The following is a 16,778-nucleotide window of genomic DNA, read 5'->3' as shown; positions in this document are numbered from 1 at the left end:
CCGAAGGCCGGGATCTGTCACGGACGGGAATGAAAGATCACATTAAAAAGTACATAAACTATGAGCAGTAAGATTTAAAAAGGGGTCATATTATGCAAAACCTTGATTCTATCCGCGAGAAAGCGATTGAGGAAACTAAAATTAAAATAGAAGAAGACATTTCACATTTCCTGGCATCACAAGAAGAGTGTCCTCCATTCAAGGACTATCTCTCTGAAAGAAGCAAGTTCTTTCAACAAATATGGCTGAATACTTGGCTGAATAAAGTGACGAACAATGTCCTGAGAAGCCATAAAAAAGCATTTCTAAGAAGTAAGGGATACGAGGTTGAAGGCGTAGATAAAAAGCTTCTGAATAAAATGTTTCGAAATGAAATACGAGACGAAGAGCCTTTTCATGTTAAGGAATGGGTGATTATAAATGCGCCTGACGAACAACAATGGAAATCTCGCCATCGACAGGCGAGGGAACGTTATATCACAGAAATGGAAGAAAAGATAACGGCTTCTCAAAGAAAAGGTGTACAAAAAGATATCCTCTACTTCCTTGAACAGCGTCTGGAGGACCAGGAGCTTTCTTGGTATATCGAACTAAGGTATTTATTCGCCAAAAAGTTAGTAAGTGATTTACACACAAAACCAAAATACAAACAAATAGAACCTTTTGCACTCGAAGACAAATTAGAAGAACAAGGAATTCTCAGCAGCCATGTCTTCACATCGGTTTCTGATATCTTAAAAGAATTCACAGGTTCCATCCATAAGAAAAGTGAACAATGGGAAAGGAATCTATGGGAATATGAAACGTATTATTCTCCCTATGAACGATTTATTTCTTATTATACGGAGCATATCATTTCAACTTTTGTATGTGAGAACCTCCCTGCTGATATCCTTGCTTCTTACAAAAATATTTTCGGGGAAGAACTGTCTCAAGAGCGCGTGATCAAATGGTCACAGCCTGTACTCCTAAAGGAAAAATCTCTCTTTTTCCAGTGGATTCAGGATGAATATGTCGTTGATTTGGTACAACTTGCCGATAGGCCATTTGATTTAGATGCCCACCTTTCTTTATACAAAGAATCGATTGCTAAAAGAGAGCAACGTGAAGCAGAGGAACAAGCTTTATTAAAACGTAAACAGGAAGAAGAGGCGCGTATTCTCGAAGACATATTCGGTCAGGAATACAGCCCTTCCTATAGAAATGGAATCAAATATGTCCTCCATATCGGAGAAACCAATACAGGGAAGACACATAAGGCATTAAATCGAATGAAGGGCGCTGAGAGCGGCATTTACCTTGCCCCTTTACGTTTATTGGCGCTCGAAGTTTTTGATAAGTTAAACAGTGAGGGCGTGCCCTGTAACCTGAAGACAGGAGAAGAAGAAAAAGAAGTCGACCAGGCAAAGCATGTTGCATGCACGGTTGAAATGTTCCATGAGAAAAATGAGTATGAAGTGGTCGTGATTGACGAAGCACAGATGCTCGCAGACCAAGATCGAGGATTCTCCTGGTATAAGGCAATCACGAAAGCGAGAGCAAAGGAAGTCCATATCATTGGAAGTGAAAACGTCCGCAGCCTGCTTTTGGAATTAGTCGGAGAAGATCAAGTTGAAATCCACAATTACGAAAGAGAGATCCCTCTGCAGGTTGAAAAGAAGGAATTCAATTTAAAACATGCACGGCAGGGAGATGCCCTTGTTTGTTTTTCGAGGAAAAAAGTACTGGATACGGCTTCAAGGCTTCAGAATAACGGCCACAAAGTCAGTATGATTTATGGGAGTATGCCCCCTGAGACCAGGAAGAGACAAATGATGCAGTTCATTAACGGGAAAACGAAAGTGATCGTCGCAACCGATGCAATCGGGATGGGCTTGAATCTTCCGATCAGAAGGATCGTATTTCTTGAAAATGATAAATTCGATGGGACAAGAAGACGGCTGCTTACTTCTCAGGAAGTCAAGCAAATCGCGGGGAGAGCAGGTAGAAAAGGCATTTATGATTGTGGAAAAGTCGCCTTTACAAAGGATATTAAAAAAATGGCGAATCTGCTGATCCAGGAAGACCCCTCACTAAAAACATTCGCTATTGCACCTACAAGCAATGTTTTTGAACGATTTCAGCGCTATTATCATGATTTGGATACTTTCTTTGAATTATGGGATCGGTTTGAAAGTCCTTACGGTACAGAGAAAGCTTCGTTAACAGAAGAGAAGGAGCTGTATGATCTCGTCCGGGGAACCCAAATAGAAGCGAAACTTTCTCTAAATGATCTTTACGGATTTTTGCATCTTCCGTTTTCCAAGAAAGAAAGCAGGCTGACTCAGCAGTGGTTGGACTCCATGCATGCCATTATCAACAATGAAGAGCTTCCGGAGCCAGACATAAACAATAAAAACCTTGAACAGAAAGAAGTTTCCTATAAAGCCGTGGGTCTGCACTTATTGCTGCTTTACAGGTTAGGAAGGCAGACCGAGGCCTATTATTGGGAGCGGACTAGAGAAGAAATCGCCGATGGGGTGCATGAAAGTTTAAGAACCGAAGTGAAAAGCCTTTCAAAAAAATGTAAGCATTGTGGGAAGAAACTTCCTCCAAACTTTGGTTTCCCTATCTGTGACCGCTGTCATGCATTGAACCGTAAAAGAAGGGAAAAAAGGCGAGGAAGAAACTAACCTGAGCATATTAAAAGATTATAGAGGAAATGTTTGCTAGGATGAACGAAGAGTAGTGAAATAGAGGTGAGGAATATGAAAATAGAGGTTTGGTCTGACTTTGTATGTCCTTTTTGTTATGTAGGGAAGAGAAGGCTGGAAGCAGCCCTTGATAAATTCAACCATCAAGTTGAGGTAGAATTCAAAAGCTTTGAACTGGATCCCAATGCTGAAGTTGAAATGGATATGAACGTGTATGAGCTTCTGTCCAAAAAATATGGAACATCCGTAGAACAAGCTAAAAACATGTCCAAGGGTGTAGAGGAACACGGTGCGCAGGTTGGGATCCACTTTAATTTTGAAGACAGTATCCCGACTAATACGTTCGATGCACATAGATTAGCCAAGTATGCAGCAGCTAAAGGATTGGAAGTGTCGATGACCGAGAGCCTGTTTAAGGCACATTTTGTTGAAGGAAGACATATCGGAAATAAAGAAACACTCCTATCCATGGCTGAAGGTATCGGTTTGGACCTTGAGGAAGTGAAGGAAGTATTAAATGGTACACATTTTTCAGAGGAAGTACGATTTGATGAAAACGAGGCCAGGCAGATAGGGGTGCAGGGAGTTCCGTTCTTTGTCATCAATCGTAAATATGCTATTTCAGGTGCTCAGCCTGCAGAGGTTTTTGAAAGTACCCTCGAAAAGGTGTGGGAAGAAGAAAATGGTCCTTCGCGTCTTCAATCGGTGACGGGACAGTCCGATATGCAGTGTGATGACAGTGGATGCCAAGTTTCGAATGATCCCCAAAAAAATAATTGAAAGTAAAAAGCAAGTGGGATCCCGTATCCCCACTTGCTTTTTATTTCGCCATTAACGGCTGAAGAAGTTTTCGGTGTAATAAGGCTGTGAATCCCCGTTAAACGCAACCCCTACCCCCAGATAGTCATAATGTGACTGAAGGATGTTTTCTCTGTGGCCTTTGGAGTTCATTAATCCTTCATGAGCAAAGATGGAGCTCATCTGACCGTATGCCAGGTTTTCACCGGCTGTCCTGAAGGCGACCTGGTCTTTTTCCATACGGTCGAAGGGAGATTCACCCTGGCGGTTGGTATGACTGAAGTAATTGTGATCGGCCATGTCCAAACTATGCTTGCGTGCTGTCTTCCTGACCTGGTCATCCCATTTGAGAGGAGTCAAGTCATGGTTAACCCTGGCTGCATTGGTAAGATCGAATAACTGAAGTTCAAATCCTTCTTTGAGCTCCGGATTCGGTTCTGTGTAAAATCCTTGCTTGTTTTGTTCGAGATTGTCATCAATTATTTGTACTGCTGTCACCATGTCATTTTCGTGTTTATCATAAAAAACGGTAACAAAGCTTTCGTCGACTTGGAACACTTCATGTTCTCCATTGTTCTGAAGCTGGTAAACGGTCAGACCTTTTCGGATTTTATCCAGGGGTTCACCAAGCTGTTCATGTACATCATTTTTTGGACTATCAATTTTTATCCCTGCTGAGGATGTCATTAAGTCTTGATTTGTATATAAACCATTTACTTTTTCTTCACTGTCATAAGAAACCATAAAGAAATTTTGGTAGTCCTCATGATAGGTATGCCAGTATGAGCCATATTCATTGAGTGTCGTTCTTTTAGGTTCACCGAGCTCTTTTTCTACGGTAGCCCGGGAATCACCCAGTTCAATATTATGTACGGAAAAAAACTGTTTATCCGGAGCGGATAATGCCGGTTTATCGATACCTTTTTTCTCTTGGGTGTCTTCTGCTTCTAAATCGCTGAAAGACTCATCAAGTTTGATTAATAATAGGTTGACGTCATTATAAAACTGATCAAAGGCGTCCTGTATTTTTGGGTTGTTTTTCATTGCTTCTATTTTAGACAGCATAGAGTCTAAACCGGTTGCCTGTACTTTTTCTTCCCAAACCGGCTTTGTTCCGTATGCAATAAATATGATAACGATAAGCATCAGTAATCGCTTCATGATTAACACTCCATTCTACCCTTCATTTTACCCCAAATAAATTCAGGATAAAATCAGAAGGAAAACTTTTCGTATGTATTTACCCAATTTGAATTCTTTTCAATCCAAATTACCAGTTTTAGTATAGTTTTGTCTGGGTAACATAAAAAATAGATCCGTTCCAGTCTGGGAAATAAACATAAAGGGGAAATAAAGTCATGAAACTAACTCACGAGGAAAGAATTCAGCTTCATGAATTCAACAATCTGACAAAATCCTTAAGCTTCAATATGTATGATATTTGCTATACGAAAACGAGAGAAGAGCGGGAAGCTTACATAGAGTATATTGATGAGCAATATAACGCTGAAAGGCTGACAAAAATATTGACTCATGTCTCTGATATTATTGGGGCACATGTCTTAAATGTGGCAAAACAAGACTACGTCCCTCAAGGAGCCAGTGTGACGATCCTGGTATCTGAAGGACCGATTGTGGAAGTGCCGACTGAGCATTTCGATGAGTCGCCTGGTCCGCTGCCGTCATCCGTCACGATGCATCTGGACAAAAGTCATATTACTGTTCACACTTATCCTGAATATCATCCACATGAAGGAATCAGTACTTTCCGTGCAGATATCGATGTGTCTACATGCGGTGAGATTTCACCTCTTAAAGCATTGAATTATCTCATTCATTCCTTTGATACCGATATCATGACGATGGATTACAGGGTACGGGGGTTTACCCGGGATATTAGCGGACGCAAATTATTCATTGATCATGATATAAATTCCATACAAAACTATATACCGGAAGAAATCAAAGATGAATACGATATGATCGATGTCAATGTATACCCTCAAAATATATTTCATACAAAATGTAAGTTAAAAGATTTCGATTTAAATAATTATCTGTTTGGATATTCCAAGGAAAAACTGGATAAGGAAGAAGCAAAGGAGATTACCAAGAAACTAAAGATGGAAATGGATGAAATCTTCTACGGAAAAAACATGCACAACCCTTACTAGCCTGATACTCTGTTGGATCATTCCAATAGAGTATTTTTTCGTTTGTGGAAGGATAATATCCCCATTTGACGAATACATGCAGTATAATGATTTTGAAGCTATTTATAGGGAGGAATATCCATGAACTCACATGAAATCGATTTTAAATTGCACGGGGATGACATGCAATTTGTAGAAATAGAACTTGATCCTGGAGAGAGTGCCGTCGCAGAAGCGGGGGGCATGATGATGATGGATGATGGCATCTCCATGGAAACAATCTTTGGAGACGGGGCACAAGAGGGAAGGGGAAGCGGATTCCTTGGAAAGCTTGTGGGAGCCGGAAAACGGCTGTTAACAGGAGAAAGTCTATTTATGACTGTATTCACGAATGAGGGAATTGGAAAGAAACATGTTTCTTTTGCAGCTCCCTATCCAGGTAAGATCATTCCTGTTGATTTAAGTGAATTAGGCGGGAAAGTCATCTGCCAGAAAGACGCATTCCTATGTGCGGCTAAAGGAGTTGCTGTAGGCATTGATTTTCAAAAGAAATTAGGGACTGGATTCTTCGGCGGAGAGGGGTTCATCATGCAGAAACTCGAAGGAGACGGTCTTGCATTTTTGCATGCTGGCGGTACCATACATAAAAAGGAACTGCAGCCGGGAGAATTGCTGAGGGTTGATACTGGCTGTTTAGTTGCCATGACGAAAGATGTGGATTATAACATCGAGTATGTAGGCAAAATCAAATCGGCTTTCCTCGGTGGAGAAGGGCTGTTCTTTGCTACCGTTCGCGGTCCCGGCACGGTATGGATTCAATCGCTGCCATTCAGCCGCCTTGCTGAAAGGATTTATGCAAATGCGCCTGGCGGAGGGAAATCCACTGGAGAAGGAAGTATACTTGGTGGAATCGGGGATTTACTGAACGGCGATGATTAATTTTGATGGACAGCAGATCTTATTCTGCTGTCTGTTTTTTTTCGGAAGCAAGTCAAAAAAATCCCTTTATTGCTTGCTCGTGTTACGCTTGTCGCCTCAAAGCCCTTCCGCTTTTCTACTGTCCAGCTCCGGCGGCTAGAGGCTCGAGGTCATAAGTCAAGCATACCAAAAAGGCAAAAAACGCCTTTCCGGTATGCTCGTCTTATGCTTGTCGCCTCTGACCGAGCCGCCTCCGCTTTTCTATTGTCCAGCTCCGGCGGCTAGAGGCTCGAGGTCATAAGTCAAGCATACCAAAAAGGCAAAAAACGCCTTTCCGGTATGCTCGTCTTATGCTTGTCGCCTCTGACCAAGCCGCCTCCGCTTTTCTATTGTCCAGCTCCAGGGCTTAGAGGCACATGTCATAAGCCAAACCGACCAAGAAGGCAAAGAGCGCGCCTTCATGGCCGGTTCGTCTTATGCCACCCGCCTCTGAGCGAAGCCCTTGCGCTTTTCTTGGTCATTCACCCATTTATTCTTTTTATCATAAGTATTAGTAGATGAGATGGAAAGGGTGGTTTTATGTCAGGGATCGTACGGCATTATTATGCAGGAGGTAATACGGCGAAAGGGTTTTATAGTTTATATGATTCAGTACTCGAAGGTTTAAACCGATTATATATACTAAAGGGTGGACCTGGTACAGGGAAGTCATCTTTGATGAAGGATATTGGAAAAAGGTTTGAAGATAAGGAAATTGAAGTGGAGTACTTGCACTGCGCATCAGATAACCAATCAATCGATGGGGTGATACTGCCTCAATGGGGCCTCGGAATTGTCGATGGGACTGCTCCCCACATCATTGAGCCTAAAGCACCGGGAGTGATTGAAGAGTATGTTAATTTAGGTGCTGCGTGGAATTCAGATGAGTTGGCAAAGCATAAATTAGAAATCCTAGAGTTGAATGATCAAATTTCGCAGAAATTCCAAAAGGCATATGAAACCTTTGCTGAATCACTTGCTGCACATGATGACATTGAGGATATATACATTTCAAATATGAATTTTGACGAAGCGAATCAATTAACAGATGAATTGATTTCACTTTTTTATCAGGATACTACTCTAGATAAGGAAGCAAAAGCGGTTCACCGATTTTTGGGAGCTGCTACCCCGGACGGTGCTGTTGATTATATACAAAATCTAACTCAGGATGTAGAGAAAAGATATTTCATAAAGGGGCGTGCAGGTTCAGGAAAATCGACTATGCTGAAGAAGATTGCGGCAGCGGGAAAGGAAAAGGGATTCAATGCAGAAATTTATCACTGCGGATTCGATCCGAACAGTTTAGATATGGTCATCATCCGTGAACAAGGTATAGCCATATTTGACAGTACAGCACCGCACGAATATTTCCCGGATCGTGAAAGTGATGAAATCATCGATATGTATGAACGATGCATCACTCCGGGAACGGATGAAAAATTTGAAAACGAAATCGCCAGGACCACTAAAGGATATAAAGACAAAATGAAAGAGGCTATATCCTATCTGAGTGAAGCAAAGGCTCTTCGTGAAAATTTAGAGGCCATTTATATAGATGCAATGGACTTCAGCGTAGTCGATAGGATAAAAGAAGAAATATTCAATGAGTTAAATGGCATTATTGAATCGAATTAACTGAGAGAATCACGCGGACTCCATCCGGGTGATTTTTTCTATATAAAGTTTGTTGACAAAATACCCGTATAGGTATAAGATTAAATTAAGAACAACGAAATAACTGTTAACAGGAGGAATTTACCGATGAAAGAATTATCAACAAAAGAAGTACAAGAATTATTATTAAAGGAAGAACCAAATATAATTGATGTCCGTGAAGATGATGAAGTGGCTGCAGGTAAGATTCCTTCAGCAAAGCATATCTCATTGGGATCGATTGAAGCACGAATGAATGAACTGGATAAATCGAAGGAATATATCATGGTTTGCCGTTCAGGCGGCCGAAGCGGACAAGCAGTACAGTTCCTCGAGAGTCAAGGATTTAATGTAATCAATATGACAGGCGGAATGATGGCTTGGAATGGTGAAATTGAATAATTTTTTTGAATAAACATATACCCCTAAGTGTATTAGGTTCTGTTTGGGGGAAATACGTTAGGGTCCTGAAAGATTTATATATTAATAACACTAATTAAGCAATAGGAGGAAATGTGATATGAGTAAAAAAGTAGCAATCATCGCGAGTAATGGTGGATTATTTGATGCGTATAAGGTTTATAATATTGCAACGGCTGCAGCAGCAACAGATCAAGAGGTAGCGGTCTTCTTCACTTTTGAAGGCTTGAATCTGATCCACAAAGAAGCTCACCAGCAGCTTCCAATGCCACAAGGCAAAGAGCATTTTCAAGAAGGATTCTCTAAGGCAAACGTGCCAGGTATCCCTGAGTTGGTGGAAATGGCGAAAGAAATGGGTGTTCGATTCATTGGTTGTCAAATGACAATGGACGTTATGGGATTGGATAAAGACTCGTTTGTAGATGGAATTGAAGTAGGCGGCGCTGTAACATTCTTGGAATTTGCTAAAGATGCAGATGTTACATTAACATTCTAATGAAAACTGACAGAAGAAGAGAGCTATTGGATTATTCCACTAGCTCTTTTTTAAAAAGGCTGTTACTAACAATAGTACTGATTATATCTTGATGGAAGAAGGGATCCTTATGAAGAGATGGGTCTACTTTGTCACTTTAAGTTCCAATGCCCCCTATGTTATGAAAGAAGGCCTCAAACGGAAGAAAAATGGCGATGAGGTGATGATTTTCTTCGATTTGGATGGGGCGTATGTACTCGATAAACGTTACTCACAGAAAATTGAAAGGTCTCATGGAGTGGATATGAACTTGCTGCTTGAAGAAGCTCTTTCTTCTGGGATCCAGCTTTACGGATGTCAAATGAATGTTCTTGTGGCAGATGGATTAGAGTTAGTTGATGGAGTAGAACTGGCAGGAGTCGTCACCTTTCTTGAGATTGCCTATAGAGCAGATGCAGTATTAAGCTATTGAAGGGAGCGGTACGGTATGCCTGATAAAAAAGTTGTAGTACTCGCATTACATGATGAGTTGGAATCTGTTTATCCCCCATTAAATATTGCAGTTGGAGCAGCGTCGTCCGGTGCGGATGTCATACTTGCCTTCTCGAGGGACGGGGTCAATATTTTGGATAGTCATTATACTCCAGAGCCGTCGAAAGGAATTGAATATCTGTCGCAGGCATTAGAATCTTTTCATGCACCGACAATTAAAGAATTACTGGGGATAGCGGCAGAATCCGGAGTGCGATTTTATATCGTAGATGCTGATCATCATGACAAATTGGAATTGACGTATCCTGCTGAGCAGGTTCCCATCAAATGGGTGCTCAATGAGAGTAATTCTGCAGATTTATTTGTACACTTTTAACTAGAGAAAGGATAAGTTTATGAATTGTAAGAAAACGAATTGTGGAAACGGAACCTGAAATATTTCCTCAAAGAAAGCCCGTAAACGTTATATTCCGCCAATATGACCGGGAATGTGGCTTTGGCTCCTGGCAGGAGTCATTTTATTAATACAAAAGATAGTTTAGAGAAGGAGTCGGTAAAGGCGCCTTCTTTTTTGTCTTTTTATTTACTGGTTGCTTTTTTGGAGTGAAACCTTCAATATTAATATGCGAACAACATCAATCGAGCGAAAGAAAGTAGGAACTGCATTTGAGTAAATTTAGATCCTTAGGGATTTCAGAAGAGATGGGACTTAGGCTGTCGAAGATGGGGATATCATCCCCGACCCCGATTCAGGAAAAAGTGATCCCTGTTTTACTAAAAGGTAACGATGTCATGGCAAAAGCCCAAACCGGTTCAGGGAAAACCTATGCATTTGCATTACCCATTCTCGAAAGAAGTGAGAATGTGTCAAAGCACATCCAAGGAATCATTCTCACCCCGACCAGAGAACTGAGCATTCAAATAACGGATGTGGTAAAAAAGTTGACGAAGAATCAAAAGAAAGCTCGAGTCATTGCTATGTACGGCGGACAGAGTCACGATCAAGAGGTGGAAGAACTAAAGAAAAGCCCAGGGTATATCGTCGGGACACCCGGCAGAATTCTGGATCACATAAAACGGGGCAATCTTGACCTGTCGCATGTGAAATTTTTTGTTTTGGATGAAGCTGATCAAATGCTTCAAATCGGTTTTTTGAATAAGGTAGAAGAAATCATCAGGTCAACACCTGCGACAAGACAAATGATGCTGTTTTCTGCTACTATGCCTGGACCTGTTAAGAAACTCGCACAAAAATACATGAAAAATGCAAAAACGATTGAAATCGAGGAAAACACTGCTCCTTCATCAATCAATCAATTTGCCATTTTTACAGTGGATAAAGCAAAGCAGGAAACGATCCTTCAACTAGTAGAAGCATTCAATCCGAATAAAGCGGTCATTTTCTGCCGCACCAAGAGAAGAGTTACCAAGTTGTTTCAAGTTCTTAAGTCCAAGGGGATGAATGTCGGTGAACTTCATGGGGATGTTCCTCAAGAAAAACGCGAGGAAGTGATGGAAGCTTTCAGAAAAGGAGAATTACCGCTCCTCGTTGCAACCGATGTCGCTTCACGGGGGCTGGATATTGAAGGTGTTTCGCATGTCTTCAATTACGATATTCCGGAAAACACTGAAACATACACTCACCGAATCGGCAGGACAGGAAGAGCCGGTGCAGAAGGTCTCTCCTATACTCTTTACACCTCAGAAGACAGACCAATACTTGACAAAATCGAGAGTGATTTAAAAACCAGGATCCAAAAACAAAATTTGGGAAATACCATATCTCTGAAAGATAATGGGAGCTCGTCTTCCAGAAAGAAAAAGAAAAGAAAAGGGTCATCTTCTTCACCCAAAACCCCGAAAAGAAAACATGATGAACAACAGGGTATCAAGAATGATGGGTTTTACAGTAAGCGTCCGGGAAAGAAAAGTAAACAAAAGGATGAAAAAGGGTCATCAATAAAGCAAACACAAAAAGCTGAAAATAAAGGTGTTACCCAACCAGGAAAATCGAGTAAAGAACCGGTACATCGTTGGAAAAAGTCCAATAAATAACTGATAAGAGGCTAGGAAAAGTGTATTAGTCTAAGTTAAACCCGAACTAATTTGCATTCTATGAAGCAAATTAGTTCGGGTATTTAATTTGTTCAATCCATATTTAGATTTTAGCTCTCTACAGCGTTGATTGGAGTGCAAGACGAAGACTCCTGCGGGAAAAGTAGCTAATGTGAGACCCCACAGGAGCGCAGCGACGAGGAGGCTCACGGGCTACCCGCGGAAAGCGAAGTCTTGCACGGAAATCATAAGCGGTATTAAGAATATACACCGCCTTTATGTAGAGGTTTTTTAGTTTTGTCCAGGTCCCTTTATTGTTGAAAAATATCGAAGTTATTCTAATATAATAACAGGATTTACACGAGTTATATCAATATAATAATAGTTTCCGCTTCTGTTATGTTACTATATTTACAGGGATTTTATAGATAAAGGAGATTTTCAAATTAAAATGAAATTGGTTTCTTGGAATGTAAATGGAATAAGAGCATGTGTGAAAAAAGGGTTTCTGGAATACTTTAAAGAGGTAAATGCAGATATATTTTGTATTCAGGAAACGAAACTGCAAGAAGGTCAGATTGAATTGGATCTTGACGGATATGATCAATTTTGGAATTATGCTGAACGAAAAGGGTACTCAGGTACAGCGGTTTTCACCAAGGTAAAGCCCCTCTCTGTTTCCTATGGTTTTCAAGAGGGAGAATCTGAATCCGAAGGAAGGATCATTACATTGGAGTTTGATGACTTTTTCCTTGTAAATGTTTATACACCAAATTCAAAAAGGGATTTATCCAGATTGGATGAAAGGCTGGAGTGGGAGGATAAGCTAAGGGAATATCTCGTTGAACTCGATCGTAAGAAGTCGGTGATTCTATGCGGTGATTTGAATGTTGCACATAAAGAAATAGATTTAAAGAATGACCGCTCAAATCGAGGTAATTCCGGCTTTACAGATGTAGAAAGAGGGAAAATGACTCTTTTTCTGGAATCAGGCTTTGTTGATTCATTCAGGTATTTATATCCCGAAAAAGATGAATCCTATACTTGGTGGTCTTATATGAGTAAGGTTCGGGAAAGAAACATCGGGTGGAGAATCGATTATTTTATTTTGTCCAAGCGGATGTCTTCGTGGATCGCAGAAGCAGACATTCACTGCAGTATTTTGGGGAGCGATCATTGTCCTGTATACTTGGAATTGGATAAATCATATTTGCACTCTAATTGAATAGGTGGGGTACTATGTTAAAAGACAGACTGAATATTAATGAACTGACAGTCGAGCGATGTCATAAAGAAACTGATGAACTGATCCAAAATGAATCAGCTTCGTTCTTGGAAAAGCCTTTGTCATATTTACAATCTCACAAGGCCGAATATATTTATATGGACGCTGATTGGTTTGATGAGATCGGGATTGACGGCCTCTCATTGGAGTTGGACGATGTATTTGGTAACTATGATGCGATGTTCGGGTTGAAACTGCAAAAAAAATACAGAAATCAAATCGAAGCCTTTTTTGAACGTACACTTCAAGATGAAAATGCGTATAGCCTTCTATTTAATGGAGAAGATGGTTTGTGGGATGTGAATGTTTCCATAAATGATCTGCCTTCATATAGCGAGGGGATGACTTTTATGGCTGCAGTTGAAATGATTTATGGATTTCTCTTTGAGCTTCATCAGGAAGCAGCAGTGGGGAAATAATCAAAAAGCACCTCGTATGCATTTCGAGGTGCTTTTTGATTATTGATTATCTTTTCTTTTTTTCTGCGTTATTTATTTCTTCTGACACGACAATTGCCAGGTCAGAATTACCGAATAAGGAAAGTACTCCAAGCAGTGTGGAGTCGGGGATTTCTTCGGATTCTTCCTTGGGCACAGTCAAATCGATTCCTTGCTGAAGTGCGGGATTATCCCCTTGATCAGGGTAGGCTTTTTTATAGATCTCAGCTGGGTCAAGATCGTTATTTACGCACCACTGTGCAAAAACGAGAATCATCATGTTCTCATCTTTTTGATAGTTGGATATGATTTTGTCCTCAATCTCTTTATTATTCATTTCAGTCGCTCCTTAAAGGTTCTGTCGACTATCATTATATCGAAGGATGAGGTCAAATCCCATTAAAAAATATGCAGGAGACATGAAGGTTTTCATTTTTATTGAACCGGTGTATAATTAAAAGATATGTAAAGTGAAAGGAAGTTATCTTTTAAATGATTATAACTGATCATGCAGTGGAAGAACTTAAAGATCCTACTGGTATTCTAAGCGGGAACCGTTATGAGGTACTGGTCTCGATCGAAGTGCCTGAAGACGATGAACTACATTCAGAGAACGGCTTATATATTAAATCGATTTTTGTTCAAGACGGTGACGTGTCACGAATTGCACAGTATCAAATTATTGAGAGAAATACTGAATCGATTCTCGATTTTGAATTGGAAGAGGATGAAGAAGCCCAAATCCTTCAGTATTGTAATGAAGCTATTCTAAGCTGATCTTTTTGAAGAGGCTGGGACAATAGTTTTTTAACCGAAGAGAATCCGAACTATTTTGTATTCAAAATAGTTCGGATTCTTTTGTTTTGCTTACGTATGCGTATAGTTTGTTCCAGCGGTTGATTGGAGTGTAAGACGAAGACTCCTGCGGGAAAAGTAGCTAATGTGAGACCCCGCAGGAGCACAGCTCCGAGGAGGCTCACGGGCTACCCGCGGAAAGCGAAGTCTTGCACGGAAATCAATAGCGGCATTAAAAGCCCACACTGATTTTACAGGCAAGGAATTTCAGATAAGAAAACCTTGTCGAAAAAGGATATATCACACTGATAGAGTATGCTATAATGTTGATAGAATGATGCTAGCACATCATAGCACTACGGATCTTGGAGGGGTTACCAGCAAATGAGTACCAGTGATAGAATTCAATTAAATGTGAGAATCGAGAAAGAAACCGCTCAGCAATTAGATGAAATTGTAGAATATTATCAGGAAAAAACGAAGATTGGCAGAATCTATAAAGGTGATGTTTTGACAGATATCATCAAAAAATCCCACGAACTCATGTTGAAACAGATCGCGATTCAAAACAGGAAATACTGATGAGCAATGATAAAGGAAAAAGCGTATACGATTCCATAAAAGGAGATGTATACGCTTTTTATACATAACTTTGTATACGGATATGGTAAGATAACAACAAACATTTATACAAATGAGGTATCAATTGTGCAGCTCCCGGATAATTTCATTAAACTTCAAAAAAGCTCAGGAATTTCACCATACATATGGAGTATCATCAGTATTTTACCTTTCTACTTTATTTTTCAATCATCTTCAACGATTGAAATCATTGTAGGAATTACACTGACGATATTATTTTTTATCTTTTTAAGGCTTGCCTTCCTTTCAAGGGAGTGGCCGGTTTATTTATGGACATCCTTTCTAATCGCGATTTCCATAACGATGACCATACAGTTTAATTTTATTTATTTTGCTTTCTATATTGCGTACTATAACGGAAATATAAAAAACCGGATTGCGTTCTTGACGTTGTATATCATCCACCTGGTGCTTACAACCGCTTCCATTAATTATAAATTTGTAGAACAGGAAGATTTATTCCTTTCTCAAATACCGTTTATCCTGATCATCTGGATCAGTGTGATTCTGCTTCCTTTCAATATCTACAACCGCAATAAACAAGGGTGGCTCGAAGAAAAGCTCGAGGATGCGAATAAACGGATTTCGGAGCTTGTCAAACAAGAGGAAAGACAGCGCATTGCACGGGACTTACATGATACTTTAGGCCAGAAGCTGTCCCTGATAGGCTTAAAAAGTGACTTGGCCAGAAAATTGGTCTACAAAGATCCCGAGCAGGCACAAGAGGAATTGAAGGACGTGCAGCAAACAGCCAGAACCGCATTGACAGAGGTTCGTACGATGGTGTCCCAAATGAGGGGGATCCGTTTGGAAGACGAAATCGTGAGGATCAAGCAGATTCTTAAAGCTGCAGATATTCAATTGAGTATTGAAGAAACATCCAGCTTACCCCATACTTCGCTTTTTCTGGAAAATATATTAAGCATGTGTTTAAAAGAAGCGGTCACAAATGTCGTAAAGCATAGTCAGGCAGATACTTGTGAAATAACGATCGATGAATTCGATAATGAATTAACGATAAAGGTAAAGGACAATGGCATTGGTTTGCAAAAGGATCAAGATTTATCGAAAGGAAGCGGATTACGGGGGATGGAAGAGCGGCTTGATTTTGTAAACGGTACGCTCGACATCATTTCTGATAAAGGGACCACACTGATCATGAGGGTTCCTAAAGTAATCAAACAGATAGGGAGGGAATGAAGTGATTCGCATTGTAATTGCAGAAGATCAGCGGATGATGCTGGGAGCATTGGGTTCTTTGCTTAATTTAGAGGATGATTTGGAAGTCGTGGGTAAGGCTAGCAATGGGGAAGAAGCCGTATCACTCGTCCGGCGGCTCCAGCCTGATATCTGTATGATGGATATCGAAATGCCTGAAAAGACCGGCCTGGAAGCAGCGGAAGAATTAAAAGGAGAAGGCTGCAAAGTCATCATCCTGACTACTTTTGCACGCTCAGGATATTTTCAGCGTGCTATTAAAGCCGGTGTCAAGGGATACTTGCTAAAAGACAGCCCGAGTGAGGAACTTGCAAGTTCGATCCGACATGTCATGGAAGGTAAAAGGATTTATGCACCTGAACTGATGGATGATATGTACAGTGAAGAAAACCCTCTGACAGATCGCGAAAAAGAAGTCCTTGAACTTGTGGCAGACGGAAAAAACACAAAAGAAATCGCTGATGAACTTCAGCTGAAAACAGGCACAGTGCGAAACTATATTTCAACGATTCTCGATAAGCTTGAAGTGAAAAATCGAATCGAAGCCATCACTCACTCAAAAGAAAAAGGCTGGTTTAAATAAACCGGTTTTTCTACATGAATTTGAAAAATATGAAATGAGTCAGTTGAATATTTATAAAAAATAAAGTATCAAAATCCCCGTGTTCACTGGTTTTTTTAACCATCCGGGGTATCAATGGC

General features: G+C 40.4%; 18 protein-coding genes. 16 read left to right on the top strand and 2 right to left on the bottom strand.

Translation table 11 applies throughout. The features are described from left to right. The first annotated feature begins 92 nt into the window (after positions 1-92). On the top strand, positions 93-2,672 hold the full coding sequence (locus ACUXV2_RS10085) for a helicase-related protein (protein ID WP_446246875.1): 2,580 nt from the start codon (positions 93-95) through the stop codon (positions 2,670-2,672). Between the two features lie 75 nt (positions 2,673-2,747). Continuing rightward, positions 2,748-3,473: a DsbA family oxidoreductase gene (locus ACUXV2_RS10080; RefSeq protein WP_446246874.1), complete on the top strand. Its 726-nt coding sequence runs from the start codon at positions 2,748-2,750 to the stop codon at positions 3,471-3,473. 51 nt (positions 3,474-3,524) lie between these two features. On the opposite strand, the gene ACUXV2_RS10075 is transcribed toward ACUXV2_RS10080, so the two are convergent. Beyond that, positions 3,525-4,652, bottom strand: a complete 1,128-nt coding sequence (locus tag ACUXV2_RS10075) for a CAP domain-containing protein (protein WP_446246873.1) — start codon at positions 4,650-4,652, stop codon at positions 3,525-3,527. A 197-nt stretch (positions 4,653-4,849) separates the two neighbouring features. Between ACUXV2_RS10075 and speD the strand changes: the two genes are divergently transcribed. From speD to ACUXV2_RS10025, 10 genes are all read left to right on the top strand, one after another. Next, entirely contained in the window at positions 4,850-5,665 is an 816-nt protein-coding gene (gene speD / locus ACUXV2_RS10070; RefSeq protein ID WP_446246872.1) for an adenosylmethionine decarboxylase, read from the top strand. Between the two features lie 120 nt (positions 5,666-5,785). Then, positions 5,786-6,583, top strand: a complete 798-nt coding sequence (locus ACUXV2_RS10065; RefSeq protein WP_446246871.1) for a TIGR00266 family protein — start codon at positions 5,786-5,788, stop codon at positions 6,581-6,583. A 558-nt stretch (positions 6,584-7,141) separates the two neighbouring features. Beyond that, complete coding sequence (locus ACUXV2_RS10060) at positions 7,142-8,239, top strand: PRK06851 family protein (RefSeq protein ID WP_446246870.1); 1,098 nt, start codon at positions 7,142-7,144, stop codon at positions 8,237-8,239. A 126-nt stretch (positions 8,240-8,365) separates the two neighbouring features. Beyond that, positions 8,366-8,659, top strand: coding sequence for a rhodanese-like domain-containing protein (locus ACUXV2_RS10055; RefSeq protein ID WP_446246869.1), 294 nt, complete (start codon positions 8,366-8,368; stop codon positions 8,657-8,659). 118 nt (positions 8,660-8,777) lie between these two features. Then, the gene (locus ACUXV2_RS10050; RefSeq protein ID WP_446246868.1) at positions 8,778-9,173 is read left to right on the top strand and encodes a DsrE/DsrF/DrsH-like family protein; all 396 of its coding nucleotides are present in this window, start codon (positions 8,778-8,780) and stop codon (positions 9,171-9,173) included. 109 nt (positions 9,174-9,282) lie between these two features. After that, positions 9,283-9,624: a DsrE/DsrF/DrsH-like family protein gene (locus ACUXV2_RS10045; RefSeq protein ID WP_446246867.1), complete on the top strand. Its 342-nt coding sequence runs from the start codon at positions 9,283-9,285 to the stop codon at positions 9,622-9,624. 15 nt (positions 9,625-9,639) lie between these two features. After that, positions 9,640-10,020: a peroxiredoxin family protein gene (locus ACUXV2_RS10040; protein ID WP_446246866.1), complete on the top strand. Its 381-nt coding sequence runs from the start codon at positions 9,640-9,642 to the stop codon at positions 10,018-10,020. Positions 10,021-10,310: 290 nt separating this feature from the next. After that, complete coding sequence (locus tag ACUXV2_RS10035) at positions 10,311-11,699, top strand: DEAD/DEAH box helicase (protein ID WP_446246865.1); 1,389 nt, start codon at positions 10,311-10,313, stop codon at positions 11,697-11,699. 451 nt (positions 11,700-12,150) lie between these two features. Then, positions 12,151-12,924 (top strand): exodeoxyribonuclease III, encoded by a 774-nt coding sequence (locus ACUXV2_RS10030; RefSeq protein WP_446246864.1) that lies wholly within the window; start codon positions 12,151-12,153, stop codon positions 12,922-12,924. Between the two features lie 14 nt (positions 12,925-12,938). Next, positions 12,939-13,403: a branched-chain amino acid aminotransferase gene (locus ACUXV2_RS10025; RefSeq protein ID WP_446246863.1), complete on the top strand. Its 465-nt coding sequence runs from the start codon at positions 12,939-12,941 to the stop codon at positions 13,401-13,403. Between the two features lie 46 nt (positions 13,404-13,449). Here ACUXV2_RS10025 and ACUXV2_RS10020 read toward each other — a convergent pair whose 3' ends face one another. Further along, positions 13,450-13,758 carry a hypothetical protein gene (locus ACUXV2_RS10020; protein WP_446246862.1) on the bottom strand — a complete coding sequence of 103 codons (309 nt, stop codon included), beginning with the start codon at positions 13,756-13,758 and terminating at the stop codon, positions 13,450-13,452. 155 nt (positions 13,759-13,913) lie between these two features. Here ACUXV2_RS10020 and ACUXV2_RS10015 point away from each other — a divergent pair, with 155 nt between their 5' ends. From ACUXV2_RS10015 to ACUXV2_RS10000, 4 genes are all read left to right on the top strand, one after another. Beyond that, a complete protein-coding gene (locus ACUXV2_RS10015; protein WP_446246861.1) occupies positions 13,914-14,198 on the top strand; it encodes a DUF6509 family protein in 285 nt (94 codons plus the stop codon). Positions 14,199-14,600: 402 nt separating this feature from the next. Continuing rightward, positions 14,601-14,798 carry a hypothetical protein gene (locus tag ACUXV2_RS10010; RefSeq protein WP_446246860.1) on the top strand — a complete coding sequence of 66 codons (198 nt, stop codon included), beginning with the start codon at positions 14,601-14,603 and terminating at the stop codon, positions 14,796-14,798. A 126-nt stretch (positions 14,799-14,924) separates the two neighbouring features. Continuing rightward, entirely contained in the window at positions 14,925-16,058 is a 1,134-nt protein-coding gene (locus ACUXV2_RS10005) for a sensor histidine kinase (protein WP_446246859.1), read from the top strand. A gap of 1 nt (position 16,059) precedes the next feature. Beyond that, positions 16,060-16,659 (top strand): response regulator, encoded by a 600-nt coding sequence (locus ACUXV2_RS10000; RefSeq protein ID WP_446246858.1) that lies wholly within the window; start codon positions 16,060-16,062, stop codon positions 16,657-16,659. The last annotated feature ends 119 nt before the right edge of the window (positions 16,660-16,778 follow it).

Source organism: Rossellomorea sp. NS-SX7 (assembly GCF_052828565.1).
This window is presented reverse-complemented; position numbering and strand designations above follow the sequence as displayed.

Coding starts and splice junctions, on each gene's coding strand:
- ACUXV2_RS10085 (WP_446246875.1), top strand. CDS start 93: ATGCAAAACCTTGATTCTATCCGCGAGAAAGCGATTGAGGAAACTAAA.
- ACUXV2_RS10080 (WP_446246874.1), top strand. CDS start 2,748: ATGAAAATAGAGGTTTGGTCTGACTTTGTATGTCCTTTTTGTTATGTA.
- ACUXV2_RS10075 (WP_446246873.1), bottom strand. CDS start 4,652: ATGAAGCGATTACTGATGCTTATCGTTATCATATTTATTGCATACGGA.
- speD (WP_446246872.1), top strand. CDS start 4,850: ATGAAACTAACTCACGAGGAAAGAATTCAGCTTCATGAATTCAACAAT.
- ACUXV2_RS10065 (WP_446246871.1), top strand. CDS start 5,786: ATGAACTCACATGAAATCGATTTTAAATTGCACGGGGATGACATGCAA.
- ACUXV2_RS10060 (WP_446246870.1), top strand. CDS start 7,142: ATGTCAGGGATCGTACGGCATTATTATGCAGGAGGTAATACGGCGAAA.
- ACUXV2_RS10055 (WP_446246869.1), top strand. CDS start 8,366: ATGAAAGAATTATCAACAAAAGAAGTACAAGAATTATTATTAAAGGAA.
- ACUXV2_RS10050 (WP_446246868.1), top strand. CDS start 8,778: ATGAGTAAAAAAGTAGCAATCATCGCGAGTAATGGTGGATTATTTGAT.
- ACUXV2_RS10045 (WP_446246867.1), top strand. CDS start 9,283: ATGAAGAGATGGGTCTACTTTGTCACTTTAAGTTCCAATGCCCCCTAT.
- ACUXV2_RS10040 (WP_446246866.1), top strand. CDS start 9,640: ATGCCTGATAAAAAAGTTGTAGTACTCGCATTACATGATGAGTTGGAA.
- ACUXV2_RS10030 (WP_446246864.1), top strand. CDS start 12,151: ATGAAATTGGTTTCTTGGAATGTAAATGGAATAAGAGCATGTGTGAAA.
- ACUXV2_RS10025 (WP_446246863.1), top strand. CDS start 12,939: ATGTTAAAAGACAGACTGAATATTAATGAACTGACAGTCGAGCGATGT.
- ACUXV2_RS10020 (WP_446246862.1), bottom strand. CDS start 13,758: ATGAATAATAAAGAGATTGAGGACAAAATCATATCCAACTATCAAAAA.
- ACUXV2_RS10015 (WP_446246861.1), top strand. CDS start 13,914: ATGATTATAACTGATCATGCAGTGGAAGAACTTAAAGATCCTACTGGT.
- ACUXV2_RS10010 (WP_446246860.1), top strand. CDS start 14,601: ATGAGTACCAGTGATAGAATTCAATTAAATGTGAGAATCGAGAAAGAA.